This window comes from Paenibacillus sp. F024 (assembly GCF_057814255.1).
In genome coordinates this window covers 162,334-176,634 of record NZ_JBVASZ010000007.1, presented here as the reverse complement: position 1 = coordinate 176,634, position 14,301 = coordinate 162,334, and the positions used below count along the sequence as shown (strand labels likewise).

At 49.7% G+C, this 14,301-nt stretch carries 12 protein-coding genes and 1 pseudogene; 3 read left to right on the top strand and 10 right to left on the bottom strand.

Going from position 1 to position 14,301, the window contains the following annotated elements; all coding sequences use genetic code 11:
• Positions 1–5: 5 nt before the first annotated feature.
• Positions 6–2,306 carry a putative bifunctional diguanylate cyclase/phosphodiesterase gene (locus tag ACZYR9_RS10215; RefSeq protein ID WP_488978365.1) on the bottom strand — a complete coding sequence of 767 codons (2,301 nt, stop codon included), beginning with the start codon at positions 2,304–2,306 and terminating at the stop codon, positions 6–8.
• Positions 2,307–2,587: 281 nt separating this feature from the next.
• On the opposite strand from ACZYR9_RS10215, the gene ACZYR9_RS10210 reads away from it, so the two are divergent.
• Entirely contained in the window at positions 2,588–3,061 is a 474-nt protein-coding gene (locus ACZYR9_RS10210; protein WP_488978364.1) for a hypothetical protein, read from the top strand.
• A gap of 267 nt (positions 3,062–3,328) precedes the next feature.
• Here ACZYR9_RS10210 and ACZYR9_RS10205 read toward each other — a convergent pair whose 3' ends face one another.
• From ACZYR9_RS10205 to ACZYR9_RS10185, 5 genes are all read right to left on the bottom strand, one after another.
• Complete coding sequence (locus ACZYR9_RS10205) at positions 3,329–4,198, bottom strand: alpha/beta fold hydrolase (protein ID WP_488978363.1); 870 nt, start codon at positions 4,196–4,198, stop codon at positions 3,329–3,331.
• A gap of 123 nt (positions 4,199–4,321) precedes the next feature.
• Entirely contained in the window at positions 4,322–4,687 is a 366-nt protein-coding gene (locus ACZYR9_RS10200) for a response regulator (RefSeq protein ID WP_488978362.1), read from the bottom strand.
• A 241-nt stretch (positions 4,688–4,928) separates the two neighbouring features.
• Entirely contained in the window at positions 4,929–5,552 is a 624-nt protein-coding gene (locus tag ACZYR9_RS10195; protein ID WP_488978361.1) for a hypothetical protein, read from the bottom strand.
• 282 nt (positions 5,553–5,834) lie between these two features.
• Positions 5,835–7,205 (bottom strand): (Fe-S)-binding protein, encoded by a 1,371-nt coding sequence (locus ACZYR9_RS10190; protein ID WP_488978360.1) that lies wholly within the window; start codon positions 7,203–7,205, stop codon positions 5,835–5,837.
• 2 nt (positions 7,206–7,207) lie between these two features.
• A complete protein-coding gene (locus ACZYR9_RS10185; protein ID WP_488978359.1) occupies positions 7,208–8,653 on the bottom strand; it encodes an FAD-binding oxidoreductase in 1,446 nt (481 codons plus the stop codon).
• Between the two features lie 178 nt (positions 8,654–8,831).
• Between ACZYR9_RS10185 and ACZYR9_RS10180 the strand changes: the two genes are divergently transcribed.
• Entirely contained in the window at positions 8,832–9,518 is a 687-nt protein-coding gene (locus tag ACZYR9_RS10180; RefSeq protein ID WP_488978358.1) for a FadR/GntR family transcriptional regulator, read from the top strand.
• Positions 9,519–9,535: 17 nt separating this feature from the next.
• Here ACZYR9_RS10180 and ACZYR9_RS10175 read toward each other — a convergent pair whose 3' ends face one another.
• The gene (locus ACZYR9_RS10175; RefSeq protein ID WP_488978357.1) at positions 9,536–9,859 is read right to left on the bottom strand and encodes a DUF2325 domain-containing protein; all 324 of its coding nucleotides are present in this window, start codon (positions 9,857–9,859) and stop codon (positions 9,536–9,538) included.
• A gap of 332 nt (positions 9,860–10,191) precedes the next feature.
• Between ACZYR9_RS10175 and ACZYR9_RS10170 the strand changes: the two genes are divergently transcribed.
• Positions 10,192–11,082 carry an IS1595 family transposase gene (locus tag ACZYR9_RS10170; protein ID WP_488978392.1) on the top strand — a complete coding sequence of 297 codons (891 nt, stop codon included), beginning with the start codon at positions 10,192–10,194 and terminating at the stop codon, positions 11,080–11,082.
• Between the two features lie 368 nt (positions 11,083–11,450).
• Here the strand turns inward: ACZYR9_RS10170 and ACZYR9_RS10165 are convergent, their stop codons facing one another.
• The 3 genes and pseudogenes from ACZYR9_RS10165 to ACZYR9_RS10155 form a co-directional block, all read right to left on the bottom strand.
• The gene (locus ACZYR9_RS10165) at positions 11,451–12,407 is read right to left on the bottom strand and encodes a formylglycine-generating enzyme family protein (RefSeq protein ID WP_488978391.1); all 957 of its coding nucleotides are present in this window, start codon (positions 12,405–12,407) and stop codon (positions 11,451–11,453) included.
• 141 nt (positions 12,408–12,548) lie between these two features.
• Positions 12,549–12,887 (bottom strand): annotated as a pseudogene (locus tag ACZYR9_RS10160) (molybdate ABC transporter permease subunit); the annotation flags it as partial.
• Positions 12,888–12,959: 72 nt separating this feature from the next.
• The gene (locus ACZYR9_RS10155; RefSeq protein WP_488978356.1) at positions 12,960–14,300 is read right to left on the bottom strand and encodes a hemolysin family protein; all 1,341 of its coding nucleotides are present in this window, start codon (positions 14,298–14,300) and stop codon (positions 12,960–12,962) included.
• Position 14,301 lies beyond the last annotated feature (1 nt).

Genomic DNA, 14,301 nt, shown 5'->3' with positions numbered 1-14,301 from the left:
TATTTTCAAACTGTGACGCTTTTAAAATATTTTGTCTCCAATTCCTTAGCAGACAGAGGGGGACTGTAATAATAGCCCTGGAGTTCATCACATTTTTGCTCTTTCAAAAAGGACACCTGTTCCTTCGTCTCGACGCCCTCAGCGATCACATGCAGGCCCAGGTGATGCGCCATGGAAATAATGGCTCCTACGATCCTCGCATTGCTCTGATCGCTTGCAATATCCTTGATGAAGGATTTGTCAATTTTCAGGCGATGGATCGAAAACTGTTTCAAATAATTCAAGGAACTGTAGCCTGTACCGAAATCGTCGATGCTGATTTGTACGCCAAGCTCGCTTAGTTCATCCAGTATCGTACTCGCTTTATCCACGTCCATGGTCATCGTTTCGGTAATTTCCAGTTCTAAATACTGCGGTTCCAGCCCCGTCTCCTCGAGAACTTTTTCAACGGTTTCGCACAAATTTTTCTTCATAAATTGTGCTGTCGATAGATTGACGGCCATCCGGACCTTCGGAAAACCCGCATCCTGCCACTGCTTGTTTTGCAGACAGGCTTTCCTTAAGACCCACTCCCCGATCTGAACAATCAATCCCGTCTCTTCGGCCAGCGGTATAAATTCGTTAGGAGAAATCAGCTTATACACGGGATGCTCCCAACGAATCAATGCTTCCACGCCGACGATTTGGCCGGTATCCATTTCGATTTGCGGTTGGTAGTGAAGAACCCACTCCTGTCGTTCCACGGCTTTACGCAGCGCATTCTCGAGCGTCAATCTCTCATGCGACGATTGGTCCATGGAAGGTGCGTACAGCACATACGTATTCCGGCCCATATCCTTGGCTTTATAAAGCGCCGTATCGGCGTGAATCATTAAAGTTTCCGCATCCTGTCCGTCATCCGGGTAATAAGAAATGCCGACGCTTGCCGAAATATGAAATTCCTGTCCCTGAATCATAAAGCTGCGCTCAAAATTTTTCAAGATGGTCTCCGCCGTAATGATGGCGGCCATGGATTCGGAGCCTTGCGGTACGATAATCGTAAATTCGTCCCCACCCATTCGGGAAAGGAAGCAGCCGGAGCGAAGTCCGTATTTCAGGCGTTCTGCGGCCTCGTACAGCAGTAAATCTCCGTTCTGGTGGCCGAACGTATCATTCACCATCTTGAACCGGTCGAGATCAATATACAGGACAGCGAATCGGCCCTCGTTATGTCTGGCTGTCTCAAACATTTCGCCAAGCTGCCTATAAAAGTTTCGGCGGTTCGGAAGCCCCGTCAAATCATCGTGGTAAGCCAAATGATTGTACTTTTCCTCTGCTTCGTAGAGTCTTGTAACGTCCCTGAACTGGCCAATGGCTCCGATAATCTGGTAATGCTCGTCATATATCGGAATGGCGTCAAACAAACAGACAAACTTCGATTTGGTTCTGTTTCGTTCAAGGATCAGTTGGATGTTCTCGTATTTGCTTCCTTTCTCGATCACATCCGAAATGTACTGTCCCATTGGGCTGAACATCCGCACAACTTGATGCCGGTTCAAACCCTTTCTTAAGCCTGTCAACTGCTCGGCTATATCGTTCATTTCCACAATGGTGCCTTCTTTATCCGTCATAATGATGCCGTTACGGGTGGAATTGATCATAATTTGGTTCAGAACGTTCAGCCTTTGGTTCCGCTTAATGAGCAGCAGCTCCCGCTCAATGGAATCGACGGCCAAATCGAGCAAAGTCAAATAAAAAGGGTTGGCCAGATCAATGGAGGTCATGATGGAAATTGTTCCGAGCAGGTCATTGTGATCTCTGTAATGAAAAGGAACAGCATAGCAAGCATTATTGAACAAATACGTGTGGTAATGGTCTTCACCGATCAGCTCTACGGGATGCCGTTCTTTGAGGCTCAAATTAATCACATTCGTCCCGCATGATTCCTCGGTAAACCGTACTCCGATTTGAATCCCCAGCCGATTGATCGTCTGTTTGATTGTCTCATCCCCTTCCATATCCAAAATGACTCCCGCTTCATCGGAAATGACAATTAAAATGGGGCTCCCCTTTGAGGACAACAGCAGCTTTTTCACAAAAAATCGAACGACGGCCAGCACGTTCTCATACTCGTTCAATTTTCGGTTCAGTTCGGATATCGACAACTTTTCCTTAAATACGGGAATGGCGTCAGGATTGAGACAAGCCTCCTGGCTCCTTCGCTTGGATGCCATGATGTATTCCGACTTGGACTTTTTTTGGTGCCTTTCACGATGAACGCTTTTTCCCAAGTCTCCCGTTTTTCCGTTACCTTGACGGTCCAGCATAATAATCAACATCCCTTTTGTAAAATAAGAACGAAAATAGGTAAATTATGAGAAATGAGCGTTACCTTCTCTTCCACATATACCTAAGTAAATCCTGCAATCGAAATAATAAATTCATGATTAAAAACAGACTTTATTTTCTCATAGTTCTTTAGAACTAATTGACCCGGCTTACAATTAATGACCAATATCTCATTCATTTTTCTGGTTGCAAAGCCCGTACCTTTGCGCAAACCCCGGAATACACTGTGATACATACGCCTGTCAGGGAGGACGATGTGATGTTTCCCAGAAATCAGTGGTACAAGCTTGTCCTGCTTTTATATATGACCGTTTGGTTCTCAGGGAGCTTTTGGATGGGCGGAGTGATCAAAAGCGGCGCGTTCAGCCATTGGCTCGGAGTTGAAGTGAAGGCCGTGGAAGAATACGTATTCTACGCGCTTGCCGGAGCGATTGGAGGCACCCTGTACGCGATGAGGCTGTTCCATGAGTTCTATGATCAAATTTCCGAACGCTGGGTTTTGTGGTATTTATTGAGGCCGATTAAATGTGCCGGTGCCGCTGTGATGACGATCGTGCTGTTCCAAAGCGGCATCATGCTGCTGCAGACCGGAACCTCGATGGAAGCGAAAATCGGCATCGCTTTTTTGGTCGGCTTCGGTTACGGAAAGCTGATGGATAAGCTAAAGGCTTTAACGGAAGCGCTGTTCAACGGGAGCAACGAGAAGACGCCCGGGGATCAGCCGCCGAAATAGCCGGACCGAGCGGTTCACAGCCAATTCGATATCTGATCCGTCTGGCAGAAAAACCTTCCGGTATATCTTTGACCGGAAGGTTTTTGATATTGCTTACGGATTGATTATTTTGCAACTAGTATAGCTTTACTGCGCCAGCCTGATGCTGTAATACCTCATCGATTTCAAGCGGCTTCGAAACGCCAGCTTTAGCGCCCCGCCTGCCGCCGGCCCGAAAATCACATTGTGTTCTGTACCCGTTCAATCCGGCATGCCGCGAACGCTTGGCTATATATGCGTTTCTTCCGGCTCAGTAACCGACACCATCATGTCCGACCATTGCGGCAGTTTCGCATCCTCCAAAAGAATATGGCTTCGTTTGGTGCCTTCCTGCTGGCGCACAACCCAGGTGCGGATGATCTCATTCATCCGCTGCGCTTCTTTGGTTGGAATCTGATGTCTGGCATTCTCCAGTAAATAAAGCGAGTAACTAGGCAGCTGCTTCTGCAGAATGCTGAGATAACGTTTGAACCTCTTATCCTTTTTCCCGAATAAGAGCAGGATGGGAGCGCGAAGCTCTTTCAACCTATTCGTACAATTATATTTTAAGCTAAAGCGGTAATATTGGTACAGGTTTCGGATATCGCCTTGTACCGAGGTTCCGTATAGCTGTTTAAACGTTTGAAGGCTGTCGGCATTACCGGCTGAAATAGCGGCCGCGAGCAATCGTTTGGCTCCTAATGCCGAAAGAACGGAGGCCAGCCAGATTTCCAGTTTGAGCACGGGAGTGCAGACCTCCGACATCGCAGCGACAAGAATCCCGCCCAGGAAGCGTTCCGGATAATTCAGCATCGCTTCCAGAACAATCGAACCGCCGGTTGAGTACCCGCAAAGATACGCTTTTTGAATACCCAACTCATCCATCAGCTGCCGAACATCCTCGGCTATGAGCGAATAGGTAATGGGCTCTTTGGAATATGGGCTTTTGCCATGGCCCCGCATATCGAATGTGATCACTTGAAAATATTCCGCGAGCTGATGCAGTTGATACGTAAACGTGTGTCCTGTGATCAGAGGCGGATGCAAGAACAGTATAGGGACACCCTGTCCTCTTATCCGGTAATACAGCTTAGTACCGTTGATGTCGGCATAAGGCATATCGGCCATCCCCTTTTGGTATATTTGGTATCGTCTTGAGATAAATCGCAAATATCCTTTCCAGGACTTGGGGAAATTATACAGAGCCGGCTGTTCTTATGCCATTCTCCAACGGTACGCTGCTTACAAAATGTTCAATACCCTATTGACCGAGGCGAGTACGCGGTCTTTCTGAAAGGGCTTAACCACAAAATCTTTGGCTCCTGCGGTAATGGCGTCCACCACCATTTTTTTCTGACCCATCGCCGAGCACATAATGATCAAGGCTCCCGGATGAAGCTTAACGATTTCCCTGACAGCCTCTACCCCATCCATCTCAGGCATCGTAATGTCCATCGTCACCAAATCCGGACGCGTGCTCATATACGCTTGAACCGCTTCCAAACCGTTGCTCGCTTCCGCAACAATTTCATGACCTTCCTCCATAAGTATCGTCCTAATCATCGCACGCATGAATGCGGCATCATCCACTACCATGATTTTTGCCATTTCTCTGCCCCCAAGTTATCAACCTCTCTATCATTATGCCAGATATTCCTTAAAAAGTTGTTAAAAATTCGCAAGTTTCTTTTCGAATTTTGTAAAATAAGCTCACAATTCAGCAAAAAAACCGTCCAGCGTCTCATGGAGTCAGTCCCCATGAGATACCAAACGGCTTTTGTTTATGAAAATGGAATATAAATACTCACCCCTTCAGCGTGGGAGAACTGTTCATCGGTACCAAGACGCTCTACTCGGCTGTAAGGTCAACATCCATCGGAAGCCGCAGATCTTGGATAGGATACGTACGCTCCCCCCACCGAACGGAGACTTGCTTCAATATCAATTCCTCGATTTTGGACACGAGGGTATGCTGTCCCTCTTCCCTAAAGGGTGACACCGCTGACCTTTGATGATACTTCCCTTGATGCTGTGCTCCTTCCCATGACGGCCAGTTCAATGGATAGGACTCCTGACCAGCGGCATCCGCCGCGCCGCCGAGTAAAACCGCGCGAAAAGATAAAACCGGCGTTTCACGGTCCTTCAGATGCTTGACCAAGCTTCCCTTCGTCCGTTCAAAGCTGTAGAAAAAATAAATGTGTTCTTTGTTGTACCAAACCTCGTACATGGTTAAAAGCAGGTCCGTTTCCGGTACAGGCACCTGAATATGAAAGCTTCGGGTAAGACCGAGTTCTTCCGCGCGTTTTAGCCCAGGCGTTTTTTCATATTGATAATCTTTAACCCGATCCCAACTGGCCGCATGCACGATCCGGGTAGCGTCCTTCCTTAATCCTACCCCGATAACTATAAAAAACAACGTAAGGGTTACTACGATAGCAATGAGCAGCGGCTTGGGAAAAAATATGGAATTCAACACATCACCTACGTTTCCAATAAGAGAACCTCAATCGAGGCCATTTAAGAATGAGCGGCCGCGATTCAGAGACAGGTTTTCTTTATCGTTAAGAAAATACTACCTTTTTATACGAAAAAAGCGCTTACAAGTTGCGGTGACAAAGCAGGTTTCTATACAGGATATCGGTGCCCCGTCTATTCCGCCGCAGTGACTCCGCCCGTACAGGTCCGGGAGGCACGGAAAATTTTCTCACTTAAGGAAGAAAAAGAGACCTCTTGCGGGAAGGTCTCCCTTTGCTATCTAGTCATCCACCGCATTTGCCAAGAAATCGACGAGATGCATGGCTTCCATCGTATCACCGCGGCCGAGGCGGTGAACCCCCCACTTCATCTGAAGCAGGCAGCCGGGATTCGCAGTCACAATGACCTGTGCATGCGTCCGGTCCACGTGCTCCATTTTATGGTCGAGCACGCTCGCGGACATCTCCGGCTGCGTCAGGTTGTAAATGCCGGCGGAGCCGCAGCAGCTCTCAGCGCCCTGCAGCTCACGCAGCTGTACGCCAGGCAGGGAACGGATGAGCTGACGGGGAGGCGAAGATACGCGCATGACGTTGCGGAGATGGCACGAGTCCTGATAGGTGACCGTGATCTCCCGCTCCGGCTGCCGCTGCGGCTTGAGCGGCAGCGGACGTCCGTCGGCGAGCAGCTCTGACACGTCGCGGACACTGGCCGCGAAACGGCGGGCCTCCGGCTCGCCGGAATCTCCGTGAAGGAGGTGATCGACCTCCTTCAGACTGGCGCCGCAGCCGCCGGCATTGCTCACGACGAAATCGGCGTGAGCTGCAGCAAAGGCTGCGATGTTGCTCTTCATCAGCCGGCGGGCGCTCTCCCGTTCGCCCGCGTGGGCATGCAGCGCTCCGCAGCAGGTTTGAGAGGTAGGGATAACGACCTCGTAACCCGCCTTGCGGAGCAGCTTGACCGTGTTCACATTGGTCTGCGTGAACAACACATCCATGATGCAGCCGCGGAAAAAACCGGCACGGGCCAAAGGCTCCCCCTCAGCCGGTATGACCAATACCGGTTCCTTTCCTTCTGTCTGTTCCCAACGGGCGGGCAGACCAAGCCGCTGCCAGCGCTTAATCACACCGTCGCTCGAGGCGTCGGGAAGGACGGCTTCCATTTCCCGCATATGCTCAGGAAAAAGCTTCATCACTCCGAGGCCCTGCGAAAGCTTTCGCATTCCACTTGCTTGATACAGCTTGAGCAGGCCGCCTGCAATCCGCATCCGGCCATGATGCGGAAACAGCCGCTCCATGAACAGATGCCGAATTTGTTTGACGTGCCAAGGACGCTTGACGGTAGCTGCAATGGATTCGCGTGCTTGCTCAATGAGCTGTCCGTATTTGACGTCCGATGGACAAGCCGGCTCACAGGCGCGGCAGCCGAGGCATAAATCCATCTGTTCTTGAAACCGGATATCCGGCTCCATTTTCCCATCATAGACGGCCTTCATCAGTGCAATTCTTCCACGCGGCGACGCTGCCTCCAATCCGGTTTCCTGAAATGTCGGACAAGCCGTCTGGCAGAAGCCGCAGCGCATGCAGTTGGTCAGCTGCTCGGAATCCAGCGTTAGCTTTAGCTTCTCCGTAAGCTGCTTTTCTTCTACAGCCATGCTCACTCACCTCCCTTTGCGGAAGAGGAATCATCTCCAGCTGTTTTAAATACGATCCTCTTGCGTGTCTCAGCAAACATTTTGCCTGGGTTTAACAGTCCATCCGGGTCAAACGCATGCTTTAACCGCTTCATCAAGTCGATCCCCGATGCGCCGACCTTCCATTCCAAATATGGGGCTTTGACACGTCCTACACCATGCTCCCCGGTAATTGTTCCGCCCAAACGAATCGCCGCCTCAAAGATATCCTCGAACGCCTCTTCAACCCGGTGGATTTCTTCAGCATCCCTGGCATCGGTCATCGCCGTCGGATGCAGGTTGCCGTCGCCCGCATGGCCGAACGTACAAATTTGCACGTTGTGCTTGAGGGCAATGCGCTGTATTTCCAGGACCATTTCGGCGAGTTTGGATCTCGGCACGGTAGCATCTTCTAAAATTGTCGTCGGCCTTAGTCGCGAGAGCGCCGCAAGCGCACTCCGCCGGGCTTCCATAATCTTGGCTCCTTCCTCTGCAGACGCCGCTACCCTCACCTGAATGGCACCTTCTTGCACACAGATGCCTTCAATCAGCCTCAAGTCCTTTTCCACCTGCGCCTCTTCACCATCTTGTTCGATCGCCAGGATCGCCTGCGCATCAACAGGAAGTCCGATCCGTGCAAAATCCTCTACGACCTTAATGGTCGATTGGTCCATAAATTCCAAGGTACACGGCGTTATCCGGTTAGCGATAATCCGGGATACCGTCCGGGCAGCCGCCGGCAAATCGGCAAAAACAGCCACCATCGCCCGCCGGTAAGCCGGTTTCGGAATGAGCTTCACCGTTGCCTCGGTAAGAATAGCCAGCGTTCCGCCGGATCCTACAAGCAACCGGGTCAAGTCGTAGCCTGCAACATCCTTCACCAGCTTTCCCCCGGTACGCAGAATCTCACCGTTGGCAAGCACGGCCTCCAGCCCGATGACGTAATCCTTGGTGGTCCCGTACTTTAATCCGCGAAGCCCCCCGGCACCCAAAGCAATATTGCCGCCCATCGTGCATATGATCATGCTGCTCGGGTCGGGAGGATAGAACAGTCCGGTATCTTCCACAGCCGTATGGAATTGCTTTGTATTGAGTCCGGTCTGGAATGTCGCCGTTAAATTATCCTGATCAATCTCAAGCAGGCGGTTCATTCTCGTCATCACCATGACAATCCCGCCATGCAGCGGAACGACACCGGCACACAGGTTGCTGCCGGCTCCGCGCGTAACGACAGGAACGGAATGCTTGGCACACACCTTCATCACCGCAGCAACCTCTTCCGTGGACGCAGGAAACACGACTCCGTCCGGCATCGATTGATACAATGGTGTCGCATCATAACTATAAGAAACAAGTGCTTCCATATCGTCACGGAACCAGGATGGTCCAACAATGGAGCGAAGCTCCCCGCGAATCAATTCGTTTAACAAAAGATCCCCTCCCAGATAAGCGCTTTCATTATGCTAAAATTAAATAATCAGGTCATCAGATGAGTTAAATTATAAAAGGGCTTTCTTCTTTTTGTCAACGAAATGCTTCCGCGAACCAAACGTGTTACAATATAATATTGCAGCCCGCCCTATTTACATACAGGAAGGAAACTCGAACATGATCCGCAAAGCATATGAAATCGTTGCCGATACTTTACGCGAACAAATTATACAAGGCTTATGGCCGCTGGACGGCAAATTGGATTCCGTCGAGCAGCTCGCCGTGCGGTTTGGCGTCGGCCGTTCCACGATCCGTGAGGCGCTTATGTCGCTCAAAGCACAGGGATGGGTTGACGTCCGCCATGGTGAAGGTACATTCGTCCTTAAGAATACCGATTCCCTCCAGATCGAAGCTCCGGAAATCGCCAATATCCAGCAATTAAGACAATGGCTTGAGCTCCGGTTTATTCTCGAAACGGAAAGCTCATCTTTAGCGGCTGAACGTTGTACGCCTTTTCACTTGCAGGATATGAAAAATATCATCCAGGAGATGATGTCAAGCAAAGAGGAAGATCGTCTGGAGAAAAGCGATATTGCTTTTCATCTGGCTGTTGCCCGGGCATCCGGCAACGAACTGCTTGTGCGAACACTCGAAACGCTCTTTCTCACCATGGGACCTGTCATGAGAGAAAGCCGACGTTTGTGGCTATTTGCAGAGCAAAGCCAAACCGCCCGTCTCTCCGAGGAGCACCGGTCAATTGTGGAAGCCATTGAAAAAAGAGACCCTGCGCTTGCCAAAACGCGCATGGCCTCCCATCTTCGTAAAGTGGAGCATATTCTGAATAAATTAAGTTATGAGGATTAAACCCTCGGTAGAACCGTTTACGAAAGTACGCCTTTCCTGTCATTGAGCCATTCACAGGTGTCCGCGCATGCACACAATGCTTTTTTGACCGAGCACCAAGACCGCTTGGCATAGTAGATCGGCACCTCCTGCTCTTTGGCCTGCTGTTTAATCGCTTTGGTCAAATTATGATTCACATAATCGGTAAGCACCAGTACCGCATCGACCTTGTCAGGTATGCCCTTTCGTACCATTTGACACTTCCGACCCGACATATGCATGACTTCATCAAACCCAATATCCGCCAAATGTTCGGGCATATTGCCCAAATGATCAGCTCCTACGACCAAAATCGACGCCATGATCACGTTCTCCTTTACAAAATAGATTTATGAGCTTACGCAAGTATTCATCCCGTGCAGGGTGAAGCTATATGTATAATTTGATAATGATTCTCAATTTCATTCTTGAATCAATGATAATCGTTCTCATCAACAAAGTCAAGCGGAGTTATTATGCCCCTCCAAGTGCTTATGGCCACTATCCCAAACGCTCAGTAAAAATTCTCAATGCAGAGGTTCAATCAAAAATAGCGGGATTTACAAAATAGTAGAATTTCACTTGAAATGGGAACATATGTTTGTTATGATTTTTATGTGAGCTTTTGTTTTGAAAGGAGGGGATTTTTTTGAAGATGGAGTTCATAACTTGGATGGAATTTAGAAATCATTTCAGTACGGAAGAAGCATGTGCAAATGCCTTGTTTCAAGCCAAGTGGCCTAACGGGTTCTCCTGCTCTCGCTGCGGACATCCCCATGCCTCCACAATCGTCACCCGCAGGCTGCCTCTCTATGAATGCCGCCACTGCCATTACCAATCGTCTCTTACCGCAGGAACACTTATGGAAGGAAGCCGTACGGAGCTGCGCAAATGGTTCATAGCCTTATTTCTTATTTCACGAACCGAATGCGGCACGAATGCCGTCGAATTAAGCCGTACCATCCGTGTTACTTACAAAACAGCCTGGCTGATCCTGAGAAAGATCCGTCATGCCATAAGCAAGGCCGATGGACGTTCCCTCCTGTCAGGCGTCGTTCGGGTTAACGGTTCCGTCTACGGACGGCCTCATAATCCCAGCTGGTACCATCATCCGCAGGAGCATCCGCTGTTGATCGGCGCATCGATGGACGAGCATGGAGAGCCTGTCCGCATCAAAATGAAGGTGGTCTCCGGGGAACACCGCAGGGAGCGGCTTATTCTTCGTTCTGCCGAACACCTGTTTACTGCACAGTGTATAGAACCCAAGACAAAGGATGTCCAAATCGTCACAAGTCGCTGGAGCCGCAAGCGCTTCCAACGCCTGCTCCATGTTTCCGCTGCAGCGAGTCAATGGATCAATTCGACCTTTCATGGACTTGGTTCCAAGCATCTTCAAGCTTACCTGGACGAATTTTGCTATCGACGGAACCTCTCTCTTCAACAAACGCCGGTATTTCGCCACTTAGTACACCTATGCGCCGTAACACCAAGCGTTACATACTCGTTTTTAACGGGAGATTGGAGTCTGAAGCCCCTTATCCCTTAGTCCGGCTGCATTTGCACAAACCCCCATACTGCAGCGAGCGCATTCATTCACCGCCGATCCAGCATTTACATGTCCCCACCATATCAAGCATTTACATGGATAGCCTATCACTCTTCATCCGGCAACTAGGAGGATGCATTGGGGGGACAGGGGACACACTGGGGGGACGCACTCAGGGGAACATGCGCAGTATCTGAGCCAAAGGGATAGTGACCATAAGTCGTTGTGAGAAAAGATATGCATCAATCCGAATCTGAATCCGAGAATAAAAATAAAGCCAGCCCCCTTCAGGAGAGCCGACTTTGTTTCCGTGATCCGTTTCATTTGATTTTTACGTTGTGCCTGATTTACCATTACGCCGCCAAAAATTAAACATCCGCCGCGCATCTGAAGCCCATGTTTCCGCTCGAGCTGTCAGGCGTATTTCTGCTTCTCGCGGCAACTCTGTAACGATTGCAGTACGATTTGTGGCATAAGTAAGATCCGCCGCGCATCACTTTTGCACTGCCCTTATCCGGTCCTATCGGATTCTCACGAGGACCGTTGATATGAAAGGTCGGGCTGAACCAATCGGCACACCACTCCCAAACGTTACCGGATACATTGTAAAGACCATAGCCGTTAGGCCGAAAAGAACGAACGGGTGCCGTCCCGGCGTATCCGTCGCTGCAGTTGTTTTTATCCGGGAATTTCCCCTGCCAAATATTGCAGCGATGCTCTCCGCCCTGCTTCAGTTCATCCCCCCACGGATATCGTTTCTGCACCAGACCGCCTCTGGCCGCATATTCCCATTCCGCTTCCGTAGGCAGCCTTTTTCCTGCCCACCGGCAGTATGCAGCGGCATCGTTCCAGGATACATGGATGACCGGATGATCCATACGGTCCATGATCGATGAGTCCGGACCTTCCGGACATTTCCAATTCGCCCCTTCTACTTGCCACCACCATGGCGTTTGTTGTACGACTTGCGTTACTTTTCGGCTCACGGCCTCCGAGACGAACAAATGAAATACGAACGACCAGCCAAACTGCTCGGCCTCGGTTACATATCCGGTTGCGTCAACGAACGCCTTGAATTCTTGATTGCTTACCGCACAAGGATCGATATAAAAAGGACGGAGCGTCACTTTGCGTAAAGGCCCCTCTCCATCCGACGGATATCCTTCTTTATCATCCGTTCCCATCATAAAATCCCCGCCGGGGAGATAAATCATTCCTTCTTTGGAAGGACGTGACAAACCTTCTATCCACTCTTGTCTTGGATGTCCCTCTGCCTCTCCTTTGTTATGATCTCTACTCGCAGAACAGCAGCAGCCTTGTTTTATGTTGGGATCGGCCATGTTCGCGACCTCGCTTTCCAAAACTTCGGTATACCTTAAGCATACAACACTTTATTTCTTTTTGGAATAAACTTTTGAGCGCTACTTTTTAGTCTGGATGCTGAGCAGCATGAAAAAAGGAGATCACCCGGCAATCATTAACGCGGCGCCGAACTCACCCAACGCACGGGCAAAACCGAGAATATAGGCCGTCATCAAAGCCCGTCAAGCCAATGGCAGCGTAATGAAACGCAGTACCTGCCATTCACTTGCCCCCATCGACCGGCCCGCATCCTCCAAATCCCGGTCTACGGAGGAAAAACCAACCTTCATCGTTTTGATACACCAAGGGAAAGCGACAACGACCGAAGCGATGGCGGCAGCCCACCAAGTAAAAATAATTGTCTGTGCCAACCAGCTTTCAAAGAATTGTCCAACCCAGCTTTTCTTGCCCAGAAGCATTAGAAGAATAAATCCTGCAACGGTCTATTATATTGAGCATGCCTAATGAAAAAAAAGCTTTAGGCTACGGATGATCCATCCTTGCCCAAAGCTTTTTTATGTGCTCACCGGTTCTTCCTGACTTTCGTTGGGGTCTGTCTCCGTCTTTTGCGGATCTTGCTTCATAACCTCCAACTTTCGAATCCGATGCTCTTCTTTTTCACGGATAATAAAGATTAAGTCTTCGTACTTCCACTCCTGGCCCTCTTCCAAATCCGGATTCTGACGATACAGCCAGCCGCCGATCGTATCCAGTTCCTCACTGGTAATATCCGTATTCAGAAGGTCATTCAGGTGGTTCAACGTCACCTTGCCATCCACGATGATATGGCCCTCGCTCAGCTTCTCCACTTCGGTCTGCTCTTCTGCATCGAACTCGTCGCGAATTTCCCCGACGATTTCCTCCAGCACGTCTTCAATGGAGACCATGCCCGACGTACCGCCAAACTCATCTACCAGGATCGCGATATGGGCTCGTTCCTGCTGCATTTTTTTCAACAACGTTTTGACAGGCATAGCTTCAGATACCGTCATCACCGGATGGATCAGCTCGGATAGCTCGATTTCCGGTTCGTCATCACGACGCAGAAAATACTGCTTTGTGTTAATCATCCCGACCACATGGTCCTTACTGTCTTTAACCACCGGAAATCGGGTATATTGCTCTTCCCTAATAATACGAAGATTCTCTTCGGGCGTATTATTGAGATACAAGCAAACCATATCGGTCCTAGGAACCATGATTTCTCTGGCCAACAGCTCGTCAAATGCAAAGATCCGGTTCACATACCCGTACTCCGTCATGTTGATGTTGCCGCTTGTGTAGCTTTCGGTCAGAATGATGCGCAGTTCTTCTTCCGTATGCGCTTCTTCATGCTCTTTGGCCGGACGCAAGCCAAAAAGCCTTATTAAAGCGTTAGCCGAACCATTTAAAGCCCAGATAAACGGATACATCACTTTATAGAAGAAAATAATGGGCTTAGCCGTAATGGTACTAATCCATTCAGCCTTTTGAATGGCTACGGATTTCGGAGCAAGCTCGCCGAGCACTACATGAAGGTACGTGATGGACATGAAGGCAATTCCGAAAGAAAGAAGGCTTATAATCTCGCCCGGCAGCTCGAAGCGCTCAAACACCGGATGAAGTATTTTCTCCACTGTCGGCTCTCCCAACCAACCCAGCCCCAAAGCGGTAATCGTAATCCCCAGCTGGCAGGCGGACAAATATCCGTCCAGGTTGCTTGTGACCTTTTTCACAGCGAGCGCATTTTTGCGGCCCTCCATCACCATCTGATCCACCCGGCTAGGCCGAAGCTTTACGATGGCGAATTCCGTAGCTACAAAAAAGGCCGTTGCCACAATGAGCACTGCGACCATAAACAAATTTAAGGCGTACATT